18 protein-coding genes and 1 CRISPR repeat array are annotated in these 18,564 nt (G+C 71.1%); of the genes, 4 read left to right on the top strand and 14 right to left on the bottom strand.

Annotation, left to right across the window (positions count from 1 at the left end; all coding sequences use genetic code 11):
• Window positions 1-63: 63 nt before the first annotated feature.
• The 3 genes from ACFQ11_RS07085 to ACFQ11_RS07075 all read right to left on the bottom strand — a co-directional run bounded on the left by ACFQ11_RS07085 (window position 64) and on the right by ACFQ11_RS07075 (window position 2,387).
• Window positions 64-951, bottom strand: a complete 888-nt coding sequence (locus ACFQ11_RS07085; RefSeq protein ID WP_378297091.1) for an AurF N-oxygenase family protein — start codon at window positions 949-951, stop codon at window positions 64-66.
• Window positions 952-1,052: 101 nt separating this feature from the next.
• On the bottom strand, window positions 1,053-1,520 hold the full coding sequence (locus ACFQ11_RS07080; RefSeq protein ID WP_378297089.1) for a macro domain-containing protein: 468 nt from the start codon (window positions 1,518-1,520) through the stop codon (window positions 1,053-1,055).
• Between the two features lie 30 nt (window positions 1,521-1,550).
• Window positions 1,551-2,387, bottom strand: a complete 837-nt coding sequence (locus tag ACFQ11_RS07075) for a metallophosphoesterase family protein (protein ID WP_378297087.1) — start codon at window positions 2,385-2,387, stop codon at window positions 1,551-1,553.
• A 219-nt stretch (window positions 2,388-2,606) separates the two neighbouring features.
• Here ACFQ11_RS07075 and ACFQ11_RS07070 point away from each other — a divergent pair, with 219 nt between their 5' ends.
• The gene (locus tag ACFQ11_RS07070) at window positions 2,607-3,446 is read left to right on the top strand and encodes an SDR family oxidoreductase (RefSeq protein WP_378297085.1); all 840 of its coding nucleotides are present in this window, start codon (window positions 2,607-2,609) and stop codon (window positions 3,444-3,446) included.
• The gene (locus tag ACFQ11_RS07065) at window positions 3,443-4,522 is read left to right on the top strand and encodes a type I phosphomannose isomerase catalytic subunit (protein WP_378297084.1); all 1,080 of its coding nucleotides are present in this window, start codon (window positions 3,443-3,445) and stop codon (window positions 4,520-4,522) included. Before ACFQ11_RS07070 ends, ACFQ11_RS07065 begins: the two co-directional genes overlap by 4 nt.
• Window positions 4,523-4,544: 22 nt before the next feature.
• Here the strand turns inward: ACFQ11_RS07065 and ACFQ11_RS07060 are convergent, their stop codons facing one another.
• From ACFQ11_RS07060 to ACFQ11_RS07045, 4 genes are all read right to left on the bottom strand, one after another.
• Complete coding sequence (locus tag ACFQ11_RS07060; RefSeq protein ID WP_378297082.1) at window positions 4,545-4,766, bottom strand: CsbD family protein; 222 nt, start codon at window positions 4,764-4,766, stop codon at window positions 4,545-4,547.
• A gap of 149 nt (window positions 4,767-4,915) precedes the next feature.
• A complete protein-coding gene (locus ACFQ11_RS07055; RefSeq protein WP_378297081.1) occupies window positions 4,916-5,371 on the bottom strand; it encodes a MarR family winged helix-turn-helix transcriptional regulator in 456 nt (151 codons plus the stop codon).
• A gap of 85 nt (window positions 5,372-5,456) precedes the next feature.
• Window positions 5,457-6,371: an alpha/beta fold hydrolase gene (locus ACFQ11_RS07050; protein WP_378297079.1), complete on the bottom strand. Its 915-nt coding sequence runs from the start codon at window positions 6,369-6,371 to the stop codon at window positions 5,457-5,459.
• Window positions 6,372-6,599: 228 nt separating this feature from the next.
• The gene (locus ACFQ11_RS07045) at window positions 6,600-7,184 is read right to left on the bottom strand and encodes an ASCH domain-containing protein (RefSeq protein WP_378297078.1); all 585 of its coding nucleotides are present in this window, start codon (window positions 7,182-7,184) and stop codon (window positions 6,600-6,602) included.
• Between the two features lie 197 nt (window positions 7,185-7,381).
• Here ACFQ11_RS07045 and ACFQ11_RS07040 point away from each other — a divergent pair, with 197 nt between their 5' ends.
• Window positions 7,382-8,398, top strand: coding sequence for an alcohol dehydrogenase (locus ACFQ11_RS07040; protein ID WP_378297077.1), 1,017 nt, complete (start codon window positions 7,382-7,384; stop codon window positions 8,396-8,398).
• 4 nt (window positions 8,399-8,402) lie between these two features.
• On the opposite strand, the gene ACFQ11_RS07035 is transcribed toward ACFQ11_RS07040, so the two are convergent.
• The gene (locus tag ACFQ11_RS07035; protein ID WP_378297075.1) at window positions 8,403-11,162 is read right to left on the bottom strand and encodes an ATP-binding protein; all 2,760 of its coding nucleotides are present in this window, start codon (window positions 11,160-11,162) and stop codon (window positions 8,403-8,405) included.
• 475 nt (window positions 11,163-11,637) lie between these two features.
• Window positions 11,638-12,324, bottom strand: coding sequence for a TetR/AcrR family transcriptional regulator (locus tag ACFQ11_RS07030; protein ID WP_378297074.1), 687 nt, complete (start codon window positions 12,322-12,324; stop codon window positions 11,638-11,640).
• A 92-nt stretch (window positions 12,325-12,416) separates the two neighbouring features.
• Here ACFQ11_RS07030 and ACFQ11_RS07025 point away from each other — a divergent pair, with 92 nt between their 5' ends.
• Window positions 12,417-13,601 carry a serine hydrolase domain-containing protein gene (locus ACFQ11_RS07025; RefSeq protein WP_378297072.1) on the top strand — a complete coding sequence of 395 codons (1,185 nt, stop codon included), beginning with the start codon at window positions 12,417-12,419 and terminating at the stop codon, window positions 13,599-13,601.
• A 556-nt stretch (window positions 13,602-14,157) separates the two neighbouring features.
• Window positions 14,158-14,490: a CRISPR direct-repeat array (repeat unit 28 nt; unit sequence GGACCATCCCCGCGTGCGCGGGGCCGAC).
• 18 nt (window positions 14,491-14,508) lie between these two features.
• On the opposite strand, the gene cas2e is transcribed toward ACFQ11_RS07025, so the two are convergent.
• From cas2e to cas7e, 5 genes are read right to left on the bottom strand one after another with little or no spacing between them, the layout of a single operon-like run.
• The gene (gene cas2e, locus ACFQ11_RS07020; RefSeq protein WP_378297070.1) at window positions 14,509-14,820 is read right to left on the bottom strand and encodes a type I-E CRISPR-associated endoribonuclease Cas2e; all 312 of its coding nucleotides are present in this window, start codon (window positions 14,818-14,820) and stop codon (window positions 14,509-14,511) included.
• Window positions 14,817-15,842 (bottom strand): type I-E CRISPR-associated endonuclease Cas1e, encoded by a 1,026-nt coding sequence (gene cas1e, locus ACFQ11_RS07015; protein WP_378297069.1) that lies wholly within the window; start codon window positions 15,840-15,842, stop codon window positions 14,817-14,819. Before cas1e ends, cas2e begins: the two co-directional genes overlap by 4 nt.
• Window positions 15,843-16,589, bottom strand: coding sequence for a type I-E CRISPR-associated protein Cas6/Cse3/CasE (cas6e, locus tag ACFQ11_RS07010; protein ID WP_378297068.1), 747 nt, complete (start codon window positions 16,587-16,589; stop codon window positions 15,843-15,845).
• 7 nt (window positions 16,590-16,596) lie between these two features.
• Window positions 16,597-17,385, bottom strand: coding sequence for a type I-E CRISPR-associated protein Cas5/CasD (cas5e, locus tag ACFQ11_RS07005; protein ID WP_378297067.1), 789 nt, complete (start codon window positions 17,383-17,385; stop codon window positions 16,597-16,599).
• 11 nt (window positions 17,386-17,396) lie between these two features.
• Window positions 17,397-18,530: a type I-E CRISPR-associated protein Cas7/Cse4/CasC gene (gene cas7e / locus ACFQ11_RS07000; RefSeq protein ID WP_378297066.1), complete on the bottom strand. Its 1,134-nt coding sequence runs from the start codon at window positions 18,528-18,530 to the stop codon at window positions 17,397-17,399.
• Window positions 18,531-18,564: the final 34 nt, after the last annotated feature.

Below are 18,564 nucleotides of genomic sequence, written 5' to 3'. Positions count from 1 at the left end.
TTCCGGCCGTCCGGGCCGGGCGGCGGGCCCCCGGGCGCTCCCGCGGCCGAGGGCCCGCCCGCCTCACCGCAGGAGCCCGGTGTGCCGCCACAGCGCCCGGCCCGGCCCTGCCACGAGGCCGAGCTCCTCGAGGAACGGCACGATCTTCGCGCCCATCCACAGGAGCGTCTCGCGATGGTGGGGGTTCGCGAGCGCGATCGACCGTCCCCGCGCGGGCTCCAGCCCGACGCACCGGTACACCTCCGGGTCGATCATGAAGCCGATCGGCGCGGTCGCCGTCACCGCCGCGGTGAGCCGGTGCGCCGCGAGCCGCGCCCGTCCGAGACCCCGCATGCTCCGGACGATCTCCTCGCGGGCGAACCGGACGTGCCGGGCCTCCTCGATCACGTGGATGCGGCTGACGTCCCGCACGAGCGGCTGCACGCGCGGATCGTCCATGATCGCCCGCTGCATCCGGTCGAAGACCTCCTCGCCGACGAGGAACGTCGCCCACATCGCCGGCCCCGACCCGACCGCCTTGTACAGCCGCCCGCCCCGATGGACGATCGCGGGCAGCCGGGTCCGCGGCGCGCCGAGCCGGTCGAGCAGCCGGCCGAACATCACCGAATGCCGCGTCTCGTCCCCGACCTCGGTCAACGCGAACTGCGCGTGCGCGCTCCGCGGATCGAGGTCGTAGACGAACCGCATGAACAGCTGCATCAGCGACACTTCGAGCCACACCCCGACGTACGTCATGCTCGCCAGCTCGTGCCGCGACAGCTCGATGCGCCGCTCCTCGTCGAGCGCCCGCCACACGTCCGTCCCGTACAGGGACACGCGCTCGGGCGGGAGGAAGTACTTGCCCGGCTCCATCGGGGCGTCCCAGTCGATCTCCACACCGGGATCGAACGACGCCTTGGCCGCCGAACGCAGCAGCCGCCGCGCGGTGGCCTCCCGTTCCTTCACCTTCATCGCCGCTCCAGCAGACGGGAAATGGACGGACCAACCGTCCCCCCGCCGCGAAGCCGCGGCCATGTTCGCCCGGCGCGCGCCGCCGCGCCCGCTTTTGCGTCCTAGTCATATACGGTCACGGCGACCCCGCGTTCGGTCAGGCGCCGCTCGATCAGCGGCTCGACGCGGTCCCAGCGGCCGCCCGCGAGGCCGCAGCCGATCCTCGGCATGTGGACGCTCGCCGACAGCTCCAGCGCCTTCGCGCCGAGCGACTCCAGCGCCCGGTCGAGCGCGTCGTACCGGATCGGCGGCCCGTTGCGGCTCGGCCTGATGCCCCGTTGCGCGACCATGTTCGCCACCCACACGTACCGCTCGACCTGCACGTACTGGACGGCGCCCAGCTCGAAGCCGTTCTTCGCGCGTGCCCGGTGCCACGCCCGGTACCGGGCCTCCGGCTCCTTCCACCGCCGGGACACCGCGAGGACGAACCCCTTGCCCCACCCGCCGAGGTCGTTGCACACGTGCGCGACGATCTTCACGCCGGCCGCCTGCGGTGACGTCGCGTCCCCCTTGATGTACCGGATCCCCACCGGACGAACGGTAGCCGCGGCCTCCGACGTTCAGCGCGAGAGCAGCCGGGCCAGGTCGAGGTCGTCGCCGTGGACGTCGGCCAGCCACGCGTCGTGGACGTACTCGAACCCGAGGGTCTCGGTGTCGAGCACGCCGATGCTGCCGGGCATGACCTCCTGCCGCGGGTTGAAGGGTTCGCCCCGTTTCGTCTTCGGCTGCACCAGTTGGCCCAGGCAGTACGACACCGTCTCCCCGTACCGCCGCGGTCCGTTCTCGTGGTGGTAATGACCGCTGACATGCAGGCGGGGCTGGAGACGTTCAAGAAGTGCAGTCATTTTCGGTGACCCCTGCACGGTGCCCCGGTAACTCGACATCGCATAGGGCCCGTCATGGGTGACGAGCACATCGACGCTTCCCGGTTCGGTGTCGGCGAGCTTCGCATAGGCCGCGTCGTCGTAGTCCATGCCGTCCGACTCGATCAGCCCCAGGAACGCGAACCTCAACCCGGCGACGTCCGCGATCGTCCCGCACGGGACGTGGACGAACGCGCCCAGCGGGTCCACGGCGCCCCGCAGGCCCGCGAGCCACGCGTGGTCCTCGTGGTTCCCGCTCACGAACCGGACGGACGGCATCCGCGCCAGCGCGAGCCGCACGCCCTCGGCGAGTTCCGGCGACGGGTCCAGCAACCGGAAGAAGTCGTGCTGCGCGGGATGCTCGACCCCGAACCGCCGCGACGCGTCGTCCCACCGGTCCGCCGAGGGGAACGCCCCGAGATCCCCCACCTGGACGACCGCGTCGAGCCCCCCACGCGCCTCCGCGAGCTTCGCGACGGCCCCGAGCGCGTGGAGCACGCACCCGTGTACGTCCCCGACGAACGCGATCCTCATCCCGCCTCCGATCTTCGACTCTCGTATCGAACGGGAACCGGCGCCCGTCCGCAACACCCGGACGGCCGGACGGCCGGTTCCGAGCGATCACCCGTCCTCCGTAAACACTCGGTGTTGCGGGTGTCTTTTGAGGTCGAGCACCGGTGCAGCACGCGACGCGATGGGTAGCGGTCCCGGTCAGTCACCTCGTGCACAGTTCGACCGGACCGGGAGAGACCGATGCCCCAGCCGTCCCAGCAGCAGACCCCTCCGGGGCTCACCGGCGAGATGGACCCCAGGCCCGACCACGGCGAGGAGAGCTACCGCGGGTCCGGACGGCTGGCGGGCAAGGCGGCGGTGATCACCGGGGCGGACAGCGGCATCGGACGCGCGGTGGCGATCGCCTTCGCCCGCGAGGGCGCCGACGTCCTCGCGGCCTATCTCGACGAGCACGAGGACGCGGCCGAGACCCGGCGGTGGGTCGAGGACGCCGGGCGCACCTGCGTGCTGATGGACGGCGACGTCGCGGACCCCGCGCACTGCCGGGCGATCATCGACCGGGCCGTCGAGGAGTTCGGCCGCGTGGACGTGCTGGTCAACAACGCGGCGTTCCAGATGACGCGGGACTCCATCGAGGACATCCCGGACGAGGAGTGGGACCGCACGCTGGCGATCAACATCAGCGCCTTCTTCCATCTCGCGAAGGCCGCCGTCCCGCACATGCGGCCCGGCTCGTCGATCATCGGGTCCACGTCGGTGAACTCCGACATGCCGCCGCCGCAGTTGCTGCCGTACAACGTCACCAAGGCCGGGATCGCGAACATGGTCGGTTCGCTGGCCCAGATGCTCGGTCCCCGGGGCATCCGCGCCAACAGCGTCGCCCCCGGGCCGATCTGGACGCCGCTGATCCCGTCGACCATGCCGCCGGAGCAGGTGGAGAGCTTCGGCGACGACACGCCGCTGGGGCGGCGCGGCGAACCGGCCGAGCTGGCACCGGTCTACGTGCTGCTGGCCTCGGACGAGGCCGGTTACGTGTCCGGCGCCCGCGTCGCGGTCACCGGCGGGCAGCCGATCCTATGAGCGGCGCGTACCCGCTGCGGCTCACCTTCACGGCCCGTCCCCTGGTGTTCGGCGGACGCGCGATCGCCGAACGGCTGGGCAAGAGCGACCTTCCGGACTGGAGCATCGGCGAGACCTGGGAGTGCAGCGACGTCCAAGGCTCCGCCGCGGAGGTCGCCAACGGCCCGCTGGCCGGACGTCCGCTCCGCGCGCTGGTCGCCGACCGCCCCGAGGAGCTGATGGGCGAAGGGTGGTCCGGAGAGCAGTTCCCGCTGCTCACCAAGTTCATCGACGCCCGCGGCGCCCTGCCCGTCCACCTGCACGCCGACGACGAGACCGCGCGTCGGCTGGAAGGCGAGCGCAACGGCAAGACCGAAGCCTGGCACATTCTGGACGCCGCACCGGGGGCCACGGCACTGTGCGGCGTCAAAGCGGGCGTGACCGAGGACGAGCTGCGCGCGGCGCTCGAAGCCCAGGACTTCGACCGCGTCCTGCGCCGTCTGCCGGTGCGGCCCGGGGAAACGTTCTACGTGCCCGGCGGCACACCCCACAGCTTCGGCCCGGACACGCTCGTCTACGAGATCGAGCAGACCTCCGACATCCAGCAGCACGTGATGCACTGGAACATGGAGGACGGCTCCACGATCGGAGACGACCAGTTCGCCGCGAACCTGGACATGTTCATGCGGGAGGTGAAACCGGGGCCGAGCCCCGACCCCGTCCCCGGCTTGAAGATCGCCGCCGGCGACGGTGTGGAGCGGCTCTTCCTGTGCGCGGGCCCGTACTTCGCCCTCGAACGCTGGCGGGCGGGGACGGCCGAACCGCTGCGGCGCCGCTTCGCCACCGCGCAGATCCTGTCCAATGTCGGCGCCCCGGTGACGGTGCGGGCCGGGGAGCACCGCGAACGCCTCGGCCGGGCCGAGACGCTGCTGCTCCCGGCCGCTCTCGGCGACGTCGAGATCGCCGGGCCGGCGGACGTCCTGTTCGGCTACCTGCCCGACCTCCGGCGCGACGTCGTCGCGCCGCTCGTCCAGGCCGGGTATGCTCCCCGGCTCATCGAGACCCTCGGCGAGAACCTGGACGGCGGCACGCGGTAGGCCGCCGCCGGTCCTCCCGGCGTCACTTCTCGCCGGTGCGCTTGACCTCGCGGAACGCCTCCTTGGCCTTCTCTCCGGCCTGCTTGGCGCCGCCCGAGACCCGGTCCTTGCGGCCCTCCGCCTCCATGGACGGATCGCCCGACTCGCGGCCCGCGTTCTCCTTGGCGCGCCCCTTGGCACGTTGCGTCTTGTTCTTGAGGTTGTCCATCAGCCCCATCGGGCTCTCCTCTCCGAAGTGGCTCATATTTCGCTTCTATCGCCATGTGCCCTGCACGGGACCTTCCATGCGCACCGGCGTCCCGGCATCCGGACAGCGCCGGCCGCCGCGATCACGGCCCTTCGGACCGGACGGGACCGAGGGGCCGCCGCGCGAGGTGATCGCGGCGGCCCCGGTCAGAGGCAGGAGCCGGGAACGGACAGGTTGCTCATGTGTCCTTCGGTGATGCGTTGCAGCAGCTCGCGGAACTGCGTCCGCTCGGCCGGCGTCAGGTCTGCGAGGAGTTCGGTCTCGATCCCGGTGACGGTCCGGGTGGAGCTGGCCAGCGCGTGCCGTCCGGCGTCGGTCATGGTGACGACGCGGGCGCGCCGGTCGGCGGGATCGGGGCGCCGTTCGATCAGTTCCCGCCGCTCGAGCCGGTCCAGGACCGGGATGAGGGTGCTCTTGTCCAGACCGGACCTGTGGGCGATGGCGAGCTGGGTGGGCGCGCCCTCGGCGATGGCGGTGAGGACGACGTGTTCCCGCACGCTCAGGTCCATCCTCGCCAGGTTCTCGTCCACGGTCTCCTTGGAGACGTGTGCGGCGACCGCCAGCAGGCGGACGAGGTCGTCGCGCAACGGGCGGACCGCCATGGTCACCCTCCCCGTAGAAGTACGAACCCGGACCTTCTCACGTTAGACCATCGTGAGCCGCCGTCCGGCGGGACGGGACGGCGGCTCAGCCGAAGAACTCGACGAGCTCCCGGACGATCGCCTCGGGCTGCTTCTCGGGGAGGTAGTGGCCGCAGTCCTTGACCGGCGCCACCCGAACGTCCGGGCCCTTGCTCGGCAGCACCGAGGCCAGGAAGTCGTAGTTGCTATGGTCGCCGCCCAGCACCAGGGTCGGCATGCTCAGCGGCGGGTGCTCCTTCTGGTCCTCGATGTCCTGCATGAACGCCTGGTACCAGGCGTTGCCGGCGCGGACCGCGTCCGGTGAGGAGTAGGCCCGCGCGTACAGATCGCGGTCCCGGTCGCCGATCGAGCGGGGGTCCAGGAGCATGTAGTCGAACAGCGCGTCGATCCATGCCCGCTCGCGCCCGGCCAGCAGCGTCTCCGGCAGGCCGCGGACCTGGTTGAGGGCGAACCACCACAGGTAGATGCGGGAGCCGGCCGTGAAGTCCCCGTCCACATGCTGGTCGGGCTGCGGAAGCAGCGTCAGGCCGGTGAAGGTCTCGTCAGGGTGGTGGACGTCCAGCAGCACCAGCTTCTTCACGACCTCCGGGTGGTCGGCCGCCAGGGCCTGGGCCACCATGGCGCCGATGTCGTGCCCGGCGATGTGGGCCCTGTCGTGGCCGAGGTGGCGCAGCAGCCCCAGGACGTCCAGTGCCATCGTCTTCTTGTCGTACCCGCCTTCGGGCTTGTCCGAGCCGCCCATGCCGCGAATGTCGACCGCGATCACCCGGTAGCGCTCCGCGAGCGCGGGCATGATCTTGTGGAACTGCCACCAGTTCTGCGGCCAGCCGCCCAGCAGGACGAGCGGCTCCCCCCGCCCGCCCTCCACGTAGTGCAGCCGGACCCCGTCGATCGCCGCCAGACGGCTGGAGAAGCCGCCCTCCAGAGACTCGGCCAGTGCCGCGTTCACCGCAGCGTCCATGACGTACCACCCAACGTTCTAGGTTCATATCTTCTGACCTGAGAACGATAGGAAGCAATACATGCTCAAGTCAAATCATCCGAGGCGAGAACATCTGACCGCCCACCCGACCGTCGTCGCGGAACGAGCGCAGCGCACTCGCGGCGTCGACGCCCCTGGACGGTCTCCTCGCGGGTCCACGACGAACAGCCCGTCCCGCGGCGATTCGGCAGGTCCGCCGATCGTCGGTCAGGGACGCAGGTAGGCCATGAGGGCCTCGCCGCGCGGGGAGAGGCGGTAGCCGGTCTCCAGGCTCTCGGTCAGCCCCAGGGCCTTGAGGCGGCGGACGTCGGCCTTGAACGGGAGCTTCTCGCGGCCCATGCGTTCGGCCAGGTCCACGGCGCGCAGGCCGGGATGTTCCTCGATGAGGCGAAGGACCTCGCGAGTCCAGGGAGCGCGGCGGCTGCGAGTGTCGATGGCGTCCAGGGCGGCTTCGATCTCGCCCAGCTCCCGCTCGGTCAGGTCAGCCTTCCCGGCCAGTTCCGCTTCGGGGCCGGGACCGCCGAGGTGCAGCATGACGCGGTGGTAGCCGCCCACCTTGGTGCTCTTGGACAGGGCGGCGAGCAGGGCCGCGCGGTCCGCGAAGCCGGAGCGCAGGGCGTCCTCCCCGGTGATCTCCTCGGGAGTCACGGCCGTGACCGAGTCGATGACGACGATCCCCGCCCAGGTGCGCTGGGTGCTCCCCGCGCGCACCGGAGGCTTGGCCCACACCCGGAACACCCGATCGATCCGCCCGTCCACGATCCCCTCAAGGACCTCCCGCTTGAACAGCATCGTTCCCCCGTTAGTGGTCCGCCTCTCCACAATCCTCTCTGGACGAACCAGAGAACGGCCAGAACCGTAAGTAATTCCTGCCGACGCGAAGGCTGGGTGACGTGCGGGACGGTGAGTACGTGCCCGCCCGATCCGTTCCGGCAGCGTGACGGGCGCAGGCACTGCACCGTTCATCGCACTGCACAAGAGGAGCATTCATGTCCGCAGTCCGTTCTGCTCAGGTGGCTGAGATGGGTGGCAAGTTCGAGGTCGTGTCACGGGAGATGCCCGTGCCCGGGCGTGGCCAGGTCCGGGTGACGGTGGAGGCGGTCGGGGTGTGCCACACCGACTACTACTTCATCAACGGTGGGTATCCGGTGGAGTGGCCGGCGGTGTTCGGTCACGAGATCGCCGGCCGTGTCGCTGCACTCGGTGAAGGCGTTGAAGGGTGGAGTGTCGGGGACCGTGTGGCCGTGGGGTGGTTCGGCGGGCACTGCGGCATCTGCGACGCCTGCCGGGAGGGTGACTTCATCCACTGCGCGAAGATCGCGGTGCCGGGCTGGCAGTATCCCGGCGGCTACGCGGACGCGACCGTCGTGCCGGCCAACGCGCTCGCCCGTGTCCCCGAGAGCCTGAGTGCGGTCGACGCCGCCCCGCTGGGGTGCGCGGGCGTGGCGACCTTCAACTCGCTGCGCCGCAGCGCCGCCCGCCCCGGTGATCTCGTCGCCGTGCTCGGCATCGGCGGCCTGGGCCACCTCGGTGTCCAGTTCGCCAACAAGATGGGCCTCGAGACCGTGGCCATCGCCCGCGGCGAGGAGAAGGCCGAACTGGCCACCCGGTTGGGCGCGCACCACTACATCGATTCCACCGCCGGGGATGTGTCCGCCCGGCTGCAGGCTCTGGGCGGCGCGAAGGTGGTGCTGGCCACCGCGATGAACTCCGCGGCGATGACCGCCACCATCGACGGGCTGCGCCACAACGGCGAACTCCTCGTCGTCGGCGCCTCTCCGGAACCCATCGAGGTCAGCCCGTTCCAGATCCTCCCCACCAGCAAGACCGTGCACGGGCACCCCTCCGGCACCGCCAGGGACGTCGAGGAGACGCTGCGCTTCGCCGTCCTCACCGGCGTCCGCCCGATGACCGAGACCTACCCCCTCGACCAGATCACCGCCGGCTACGAACGCATGCTCTCCGGCGACGCGCGCTTCCGCGTCGTCCTGACCACCGGCAGGTGACCCACTACGGGCGCGCCGTCGTGCCGGGCACCTCCGGCAGGCGCATCTCCCTGAGCCGGCGGCGCGAGTCGATGCCCAGCTTGCGGTAGATGTTGCGCAGGTGGGCGTCGATGGTGCGCGAGCTGAGGAAGAGCTGCGCGGCGACCTCCTTGGAGGTCGCGCCCGAGGCCACCAGCCCGGCGATGCGCAGCTCCTGCGCGGTGAGCACGTCGAAGGGCTGCGCGGACCGCCTGCGGGGATGCTCGCCCGTGGCGCGCAGCTCCCCGGCGGCGCGCGACGCGAAGCCGTCCGCGCCGAGGTCGGACAGCAGCGCGTGCGCGGTGCGGAGCTGTTCTCGCGCGTCCTGGCGACGGCCCTCGCGGCGCAGCCACTCGCCGTAGACGAGATGGGCGCGGGCGAGGTGGGGCGGCGTCCGGCCCGTCGCGAGTCGCTCGATCGCCTCGCGGTACAGCTCCTCCGCGGCCGGGCCGTCGCTGACCAGCGCGCGTGATCGCGCCGCCAGCCCGAGCGCCCACGGGGCGCCGGTGGCGCGTGCCTGAGCGTCGAGCCGCTCCAGCGCCGCGGCCGCGGACCCGGGCCGGCCGGCGCGGACCGCGGCCTCCACCACCTCCGGCAACACCGCGCCCGCGTGGACCATCTCGCCGGACTTCCGGACGCGTTCCGCCGCGGCGAGGGCGGCGTCGTAACGGCCCAGCCCGTTGCTCAGCACGGCCAGCGCGTAGTCGGCGATCGTGATCGCGGTGCCCTCGCCGCGCCGGGTGGCGTCGTCCACGCTCGTCCGGTGCAGCGCGGCCGTCTCGTCCCGGCGCCCACGCCAGGCCGCCAGCAGCAGCCTGCCGTGGGGTATGGGCGCGGTTCCGGTCGCCCGGGCGACCACGTCGCTCTCATCGACGAGGTCCCCCACGCGGGCGAGTTCGCCGGTGTGGGTCAGCGCCGCCGCGGAGAAGTTCAGCGCCCACGGAAGCGCGGTCAAGGCACCGGTCTCCCGGGTGAGCCGCACGAAGCGGTCGGCGAGGACGTGGATCGCGGTGTCGTCCCACAGCGCCATGGCCGTGTGGCAGGCCAGCCACTCCCACCGCGGCTCGCCGTCCTCGGCGGGCGCCGGGGCCGCGAAGGACTCCACCGCCCGCCTCAGCTCCGGCACGCTCTCGGTGTAGCCCTTGAGGAAATACGTCACCAGACCGTCCAGCAGCAGGTCCAGAGGTCTCGGCGGCGTCGGCGGCGCGGGCGCGGCCCCGGCGGCCTCGGCCACCTCGGTGACGCCGTGGCCGCGGGCAAGGGGACCGGCGAGCATCGCCGCCTTCAGCGCGTGCAGGTAGGTCTCTCGCGACAGTGCGGCGTCCAGCGGGCCGAGCATCCCGGCCGCGTCGAGCAGCATGCCCGGCACGTCGTTGCCGCGGGTCGCGTAGAACGCGATCTGTGCCCGCAGGAGCTCCGCCCGGGCACGGTGGAGCGCGTCGAGCGGTCCGCCCGTGGCGGCGGCGAGCAGTCGCACGGCGGCGTCGGACGCACCCGCCCGGTGCTTGGCGCCGGCGGCGTCCAGCGTGCGCCGAGCCCGGACGCCGGGCTCGGAGGTCAGCTCCGCCGACCGCTCCAGGAACGCGGCCGCCGCGGCATGCCCGCCCCGTGCCCGCGCCCGGTCGGCGCAGAGCCGCAGCTCCGCCGCGATCGCGTCGTCGGTGCCGAGCACCGACCGCGACCGATGCCAGGTGCGACGGTCGGGGTCGGTCCCCGCGTCGGTCACGGCGGCGATCGCGCCGTGCGCCCGGCGGCGGTCGACCGGCGCGGCCGCCCGGTAGACCGCCGAGCGCGCCAGCGGGTGCGTGAACCGCACCCGGGAGTCGATCGTCAGCAGCCCCGCGTCCTGCGCCGGCTCGGCGTCCTGCGGCCCGAGGCCGAGGCGGTCGGCGGCACGCAGGAACAGTCCGGGGTCGCCGACCGGTTCCGCCGCCGCGACCACCAGCAACAGCCGGGTCGCCGCAGGCAGGGCGGCGACGCGACGCCGGAAGCTCTCCTGGATCCCGTCCGGGACGCTCAGGGCGCCCGGCAGGCCGAACCCGCCGGCGAGCTCCGTCGTCCCGGCGTGCCTCCCCAGCTCCAGCAGCGCCAGCGGGTTCCCCCCGGCCTCGGCGAGGACGGCGTCGCGCACGCCGTCGTCGAGCGGCTCGCGGACCGCCGCGGCCAGCAGGGCCCGGGCGTCGTCGTCGGCCAGCCCCTCGAGGCGCACCCCCGGCAGGTCGGCGAGCAGCCGGCCGGCCCCGTTGTCGGGTGCCCGGTCGCGCAGCCCGAACACGAGCGCCAGCGGCTCGGCGTCCAACCGCCGCGCCACGAACGCCAGCGTCTGCAGGGACACGACGTCGAGCCACTGAGCGTCGTCCACCAGGCACAGCAGCGGTCGCTCCACCGTGGCGTCGGCCAGGAGGCTGAGCGTGGCCAGGCCCACGAGGAACGGGTCGGGCCGGCCGCCGGTGCGGCGTCCCAGCGCCACGCCCAGCGCGATCCGCTGCGGCTCGGGGAGCGTGTCGAGACGGTCCAAGAGCGGGCCGCACAGCTGGTGCAGCCCCGCGAACGCGAACCCGATCTCCGCCTCGACGCCCGCGGCGTGCACCACCCGGAACCCGGACGCCGCATCGCGGGCGTGGGCCAGCAACGCCGTCTTGCCCATACCGGCCTCGCCACGCACGACCAAGACGCCGCTGCGGGCGTTCCGCGCCTCCGCGACCAGCCGGTCAACCGCCGCGCGCTCAACCTGCCGACCCCTCACCCCCGGCAGCGTAATCGCAGCACGCCGTCCCGACACCCGTCGTACGTACCGACGCCGAGCCCGTCCGTACCCAATCACCGCCGAGGCGGCCGAACGGCTGCTCGCCGCCCGACCCGTCCCCTCACATACGAAGGAACGACCACATGCCCGTCCAGAACACGCGACCACCTCCGCAGTCCGGCATCGGCGGTGAGGGCGGCCCCGAGGGCATGGGCGCCTTCACCAAGCACAAGGCCATCCTGGACGCCCTCTGGTCAGCTACTCGAAAAGACACCAGTCCGCCCCGAAGCCCCGACCAAGTAACGAAGATCGCCAATTTGAAGCCGGATGGACATGAACCCAAACCGCAGTAGCACACAAATGCCCAGGCGTCCGTCGACTCAATAAGGGTCGGCGAGTTTCACCAGCTCAGAGCGATGCTTAGGCCGCTCCCCTGAGAGTTCGTTACGTCTCAGCCAAGTTACCCAGCACTCTCTCAGGCGCGTGCGGCGCGGAGTTCTACGGCGTCCAGAAAGAGTTCGAGTGCGACCTCGAATTGGTCTTCGGAGTCCACGTCGGGCAAGTGAGGGGCGACGGCCGCGATGTTCGGGTACCGGTCGGGCGACAGCGCGAGGTACTCGCGGCTCCAGGCGCGGCGTTCACCGGCCACGATGTCCGCGGGCAGCGTGAGCCGGGACGCCTCGAACGCCGAGTAGCCGAGCGCGATGTCGACCAGCGCCCGGTAGTAGGAGGCGGCTTCACGGCCCTGCAGGCCCGCCTGCAGCAGCGCGCCGATCACGATGTCCGCGGCGGCGAACTCGGCGTCGCGGCGGGCGGTTCGGGCGGCGACCAGGGCGGCGGCGTGCGGGTGGGCGCCGCAGGCCCGGCGGACCCGCCGGGCGAGGTCGGTCAGGGTGCGGCGCCAGTCGGGCGACGGGGCGAACCCTTCCAGCGACTCGGCGAGAAGCCGGTCGGTGAGCGCCCGCATGAGGTCGTCCTTGCCGCCGAAGTGCCGCAAGACGGCTGTGTGATCGACGCCGAGCTCGGCGCCCAGCCGCCGGAACGTCAGGGACTCCGCACCATCTCTTTCCATGATCGTCATGGCGGCGTCCACGATGCGCTCCGGGGTGAGAAACCCCAGGGAGCGGCGACGGCGCGGGGGTGCGGAGGCTGGATCGGTCACTGCGCAAGGATAGCCGCGACCTTAAGCACCAGCGTTGACACCATTGGTGCTTAGGACTTTGATACGGGCACCCCCCGACGAACGGAGTGCCGATGATCAAGCGAAGCCTGGCGACCGCCGCGTCGGCGGCCGTCCTGCTGACCTCCGTGCTGCAGGCCCCCGCCGAAGCCGACGACCGGCCGCTGCCGCTGCCGCTCCTGGCGCACCTGCCCTTCTACCCGACGGCCACCGTCAGACCCGCCGACCGTCCCGAGCCTCTCCTGCCGAGGGCTCAAGAACTCGACGTCACCTACAACTTCCAGGGCGAACGGCGAACGGTGCGCGACTTCCTGGCCCGCTCGTCCACGCTCGGCTTCCTCGTCCTGGACGGCGCGACGATCGTCGACGAGCGGTACTTCGGCGGGTACGGCCCTACCAGCCGGTTCAACTCGTGGTCGGTCGGCAAGTCCATCACGGCCACCGCCCTTGGCGCGGCCGTCGCCGAGGGCCGCATCCGCTCGGTCGACGATCCGGTGACCCGGTACGTCCCCGAACTCCGCGGCACCGCCTACGACGGAGTCGCCATCCGCGACGTCCTGCAAATGGCGTCCGGCCACCGCTACGACGAGACGAACTACGCCGACCCGACCAAGGGCTCGACCGCCACGACGATCCGGATGGTCCTCGGGACGCCGCTCACCGCGCAGGCCCGGAAGGCGGAACGCGAACGTCCGCCCGGCACCCGGTGGAACTACGACTCGATGAACACCTTCGTGCTCGGCTGGATCGTTGCCAGGGCGACCGGACGGCCGCTCGCCGAGTACGTCCAGGACCGCATCTGGCGACCGGCCGGCATGGAGACGCCGATGCTGATGGGCCGCGACTACGCGGGCAGCGGCATCGGGTACTGCTGCTACCACGCGACGGTCCGGGACTTCGCCCGCTTCGGCCTGCTCTACCTGCGCGACGGCCGCGCGGGCGGCCGCCAGGTGATCCCGGCCGAATGGGTACGGAACTCGACGCACAGCTCCGCGCCCTACCTGCGACCGGGACGGCTGGTCCCCGACAAGCCGGACAGTCCGGAGAACGCCTACGGGTACGGCTACCAGTGGTGGCTCGGTGACGGCGACCGCGGCGACTACACCGCCGTCGGCATCCTCGGGCAGTTCGTCTACGTCTCCCCGAAGGACGGGGTCGTCATCGTCAAGACGAGCGAGGACCTCAACTCCGCCGTCCACATGGGTGAGGCGCTCCACGCATTCCGCGCGGTCGCCGACGCCGTGGCGCAGCGCCGCTGACCCGCCCAGGGGCCCGCCGCCTCCCAAGGCGGCGGACCCACGAGCCCGCCGACCGGACGCGCGGGACGTGCGACCTGCGGGGGCGCGGGGCACAGGCAGCGGGCTCCACTCTGGCATCGGCGAGGACCTCGCGCGGTCTCCCGGTCGAGCACTCTCCCGACATCCTGTGCACACCATGTGCACACCAGGCGAAGAAAAACGGACATCTCGAACGCGACAGGGGCTTCGCCGATGATCTTGCTTTCGGCGAAGCCCCTGGTCAGGTGGCGGAGGATCGGGGATTTGAACCCCGGATGGGCGTGAACCCAAACCGCATTAGCAGTACCATTCCAGGCGTACTCTGGCATGGTTTGTCGTATCGACAAGTCCACGTTTCCCCAGGTCAGCGTCCATGTGATGCACCCCGATTCACCATGATCCACTACAGTTCGTGCCCACCCTGTGCTCACCAACCGCCGCACGCGCAGACCTGGGCGACTGGATGCGCAGAGTAATCGAGCGGCCCTCCATCCCATGGGCCGCTGCGGTGTCGACTCAGCCCCCGTCAACCGTATGGTGACCACCCCCGCATGCGCGGGGCCGACAGCACCGCGACCGGCCGCTCGAAATCCAGGTGCGGACCATCCTCGCGTGCGCGGGGCCGACCGGTGGGTGATCACGCCGCGTCTGATCGGGCTGGGACCATCCCCGCGTGCGTGGGGCCGACTCCGCAGAGAAGTAGATGCAGCTCGCCCCGCTCGGACCATCCCCGCGTGCGCGGGGCCGACACCGCGCACGACAGCGCGGAGGCGTGGATGGAGGGACCATCCCCGCGTGCGCGGGGCCGACGGGACCCAGGCTGTGGAGTTAGTGCGAATGTCAGGACCATCCCCGCGTGCGCGGGGCCGACCCTTTTTGACCTGCGGTTCTATCCGCGAGGAGGGTGGTTTTCGTTTAGTTGGTTTCTCCGTCGGGCGGTCAGGATGAGGCCGTCGAAGTCGACGGGCCGCCAGCGGTCCTTGCCGGCGGTGCGGACGGCCCAGCCTTGTTCGTTGGTGGCTGGTTCGACGAGGATGGCTTGGCCGTCGCCGATGCGGGCGGCCAGCAGTTCCCACAGCCGATCGCGGATGCGGCGGCTGGGGTTGCCGACGAAGACTCCGGCGTGGACCTCGACCATCCAGCGGGTGAGGTGGCCGCGGAGCCCTTCGGGGGCGGCGATGAGGACGATGACGGTGGTCATGTGGTCGGGGCGGGCTTGTCGGTGGGCGGGTCGAACTCGGGGCCGATGATGGCGACGTGCTGGGTGCCCATGCCCGGTTCGACGAGGTCTTCGGTGCCCGACCAGTTGAGTCCTCCGGGGACGGCGCCGGTTTGTTCGTCCCAGAGTTGGTTGATGTCTTCGTCGATGGGGATGCGGGCTGCTTCGTCGGGGGTGAGGAGCGTTTTGACGTCGTGCACGATGCGGCCCAGGAGTCGGTTTTCGGCTATGAGGTCGCGTAGGCCGGTGCGTGCGTCGCGTTCTTCGGTGAGTCCTTGAGCGGCGAGGTCGAAGGCGAGCGGGATGGTGTATTCGGCTTTGTACAGGTCGGCGATGTCCAGGACGAAGGAGAGCGCCGATCCGGTGTGGACGAACCCGAGGCCGGGGCTGGCGCCCAGGCCGACGATGACGGCGTGGCAGACGCCGTAGAGGGCTGCGTTGGCGGCCGACAGCAGGCGGTTGAGGTCGTCGCCGGCTGCGTGGGCGTCGCCGGCTTTGTATTCGCGGCGGGTCCAGTCCACGCCGGTGCGTTGAGCGTGGACCTTGTAGAGCTTGCGGATGCGGGTGCCTTCGCGGCCCCGTAGTTGCTGCATGGTCGCGGTGGAGACGTCTTCGTCGGGGAAGCGCATGGCGTACATGGCGCGGGCGACGTTCAGGCGTTCTTTGGGGCGGGTGACCAGGTACGCCTGGCGGTGCAGCAGGCCGGCGCCGCGGGCGGGCCCGAGGCCGGATGCGTACAGCCGGACGCCTTGCTGTCCGACCCAGCAGATCGCGGTGCCGGAGTCGCCCAGCAGGTTGACCGCGCCGTGGGTGATGCGTGTGCCCGGGCCGAGCAGCAGTACGGCGACCAGGGCCGCGGGGATTCGGACGGTTTCGCGTTTGTTGATGACGACGACTGCGTTCTCGTCGCGGTCGACGTGGCTTCGCTCGACGTAGACGCTGGAGACACGGTCTTCGAGGCGGTGCAGGTCGTGCGGGTGTGCACGCCACCAGATGTCGGCCATTCAGTGTCCGCCTCGTGGGGCGAGTGTGAGCAGGCCGCAGCCGTATGCCTTCGCCGGGCCGATTCCCTGCAGGAGGGCGCGGCTCAGGAGTTCGGTGTCGGTGACTCGCATGTGGCCTTGGAAGGTGACGGTGTGCAGGACGACCGGCTTGTGCGACTTCTTGCTGAAGGACAGACGGTCGCGGTTGAGGATCCGGACGTCGGGTGCAGGCGTGGAGTCCTCGAGGGGGAGGTCGGGCAGCCCCGGATCGGTGCGGGCCGGCAGGATCTCGAAGCCGTGCTTGGTTGCCCGGGCCAGGAGCCAGGCGAGTTGGGCTTCCGCGGTGCGGTGTCCGATGCGGAACGATCTGCGGGTGCCCTGGGCGAGCTGCTTCTTTTGGACGTCGGTCTGCTTGATGGGGCGGGAGGTGTTCTGCACGGGGTTGGCGGTCAGGCGGAAGTTGAATTCGCGGCCCACTGCCAGTTGTGCCAGGAGGGGGGAGTAGTCGGCGACGGTGTAGTGGTCTTCGTCTGCTGCAGGCCAGCCGGCGGCTTCGACCAGGTGGGTCCAGTCGGGTTTGGACGCGGTGAGCGCGACCAGGTAGGGGCGGTGGTCGTTGTCGGTGTCCAGGCGCCACAGCGATCGCTCGGTGTCGGGTGTGGCCGGGACGGCGGCGCAGACGTTGCTGTGCATGGCCCGCGGGTTGGCAAGCAGCGTGCGCGATTCCTTGCGCAGCGGGTTGATGCGGACGCGTGACAGGTAGGGCATCGTCGATTCACCAGCCCAGCAGCGCGAAGGGGTTGTGGTCTTCGCTGACGGGTCCGTCGGGGTCGGAGAAACCAGTGGGCGCCGAGATCCAGGAGTGGGAGACGCGCCGACTGGTGAAGCGGCGACCACGCGGATCGAATGACAGCGGCACGTCGTGGACGACGTCGTCACCATCGGGAGATTCGATCGTCGCGGACAGTTGGATGTGGGCCGGACGGCCGTGGCGGCGCTGGAATTCTCGGCGTGCTGCCTGCCCGGCCTGCCAGGGCTCGCTCTGCAGTGCTTCGGGCAGCGTCCCGGGGCGCTGGCCGAGGACGAGCGGCTGGGTCGGCACGCAGGAGCGGCGCCCGAGCGCGAGCGGATAGGCGGGGCTGCGGACGGCTCCGGCGAGCGAGGTCACCAGGTCCGCCGGGCCGGCGACGCCGACGACGAACACCGCGTCCTGCAGGTAGAACCGCTGTGTCACGTGGGTGTGCTTGGCCGGCGATGTGGGTTTCTGGACGCCTTTGGCGTTCACGCCCGCCTGCGGCAGCGGCCGGCCCCGGTAGTCGCTGACGGTGTGGTAGTCGCGCAGCAGGGTCCCGGCTTGGTCCACGCGCACCCCGAGGGTCAGGCCGAGGAGTTCGTCGAGGGGATCGTCGCGGCGGCGGCCTTGCGCGGCCGCCAGCAGGCCAATGACTCCTGACTTGGTCGGCTCGGGGCGGGTCTCCCGGCGGTTGAAGCGGCTCTGGTCGCCCCATGACTGGAGGGGGCCGGCGAGCCGCAGGAGCAGGACGTGTGGTTCGTCGTTGGCCATGGCGGTGGTCCTCAGCTCTGCTTCCATGCCCGGGTCAGCGCCTGGTCCAGGCCGTCGAGCATCCGGTCGAAGGGTTGATTGGCGCCGAACGCGTGAGCGAGGTCTTCGGCGTCGTCGTCGAACGCGTGCGACACGGCCGCGTGGAACGGCTGGTCGCCCCACTGCCGGACCGAACGCAGGTACTCCTTGGCGAGCTCGGTGGCGGACGCGGCGGCGACGCCGGACGTGGCGGTGGCCGAAACGGGGCGTTCGAACGCCGACACCAGGTTGACCGGCTGGTCGTCGCGGACGGTGACAGCCACCAGGCTCGGCCTCGTTCGGTGGGCGAAGGAGGTGATGTGGCCGGTCGGCATGGACAGCGAGAACGCGCGGCCGAAGCGGCGCACGGCGTCGAGCGCCGCGTCGACGGTGCCGCAGTTGGCGATGAGCTGGTGCACGCCGATGTTGGCGTACCGGTAGAGGGTGGCGGAGTTGAAGCCGATGTTGCCAATCATTCCGGCGCCGGTCTCGTCGGCCTCGTTGGCGTCGTCGACCGCCGTGTAGTAGTCGGATTCGAGGTCGACTCGGTGGGTCGACAGGGCGTGGGCGACCTGCGCGGCGGCGTCCACGTTGAGGGACGGGATGTCGGCGACCATGCGGCCGAACAAGGCGACCCCGATCGGATGGCCGGTCTTGAGCTCGTCGGCGATCTTCAGGTCCTTGGCGGCGGTGCTCAGCGCGTCGTCGGGAAGGTCGGCGAGCTCCGTGGCACGGTCGGCGACCAGGTCGACGATCCGGTCGAGCTGTCCGTAGCCGTAGTACAGCAGGTAGGCGGTGTCGCCGGCTTTGCGCCCTGCCTTGATGCCCAACGGCTCCAGCAACGCCCCGGCCAGCCGCTGCGCCTGCTCTTCCACCAGATCGGTGCGCGATTCGATGCGTTCGGCCAGCTGCTTGGCGATCTGCTTGGTGCGGGTCGACTGGTCGGCCTCGGGCAGGTCCCGGTCGAACTCGATGCGGGTGGCGCGCTTCCACGCCTGCGAGGAGACCCGGGATCGGCGGACGCCTCCATAGAAGGCTTCCTTCGGGTTCCCCTGGTCGTCTCGGTTCAGGTTGGCCGGCGGGACGGTCTGCAGGATGTGGAACTCGACGTACTGGTGCTCGGGCATGGTGGCTCCTGGAGAAGATCGTGGGTGAGGGAAG

Source organism: Actinomadura sediminis (assembly GCF_042675525.1).
GTDB lineage: Bacteria > Actinomycetota > Actinomycetes > Streptosporangiales > Streptosporangiaceae > Spirillospora > Spirillospora sediminis.
Note: the sequence above shows the minus strand (reverse complement) of the source record. Positions and strands in the feature narration are given on the sequence as shown.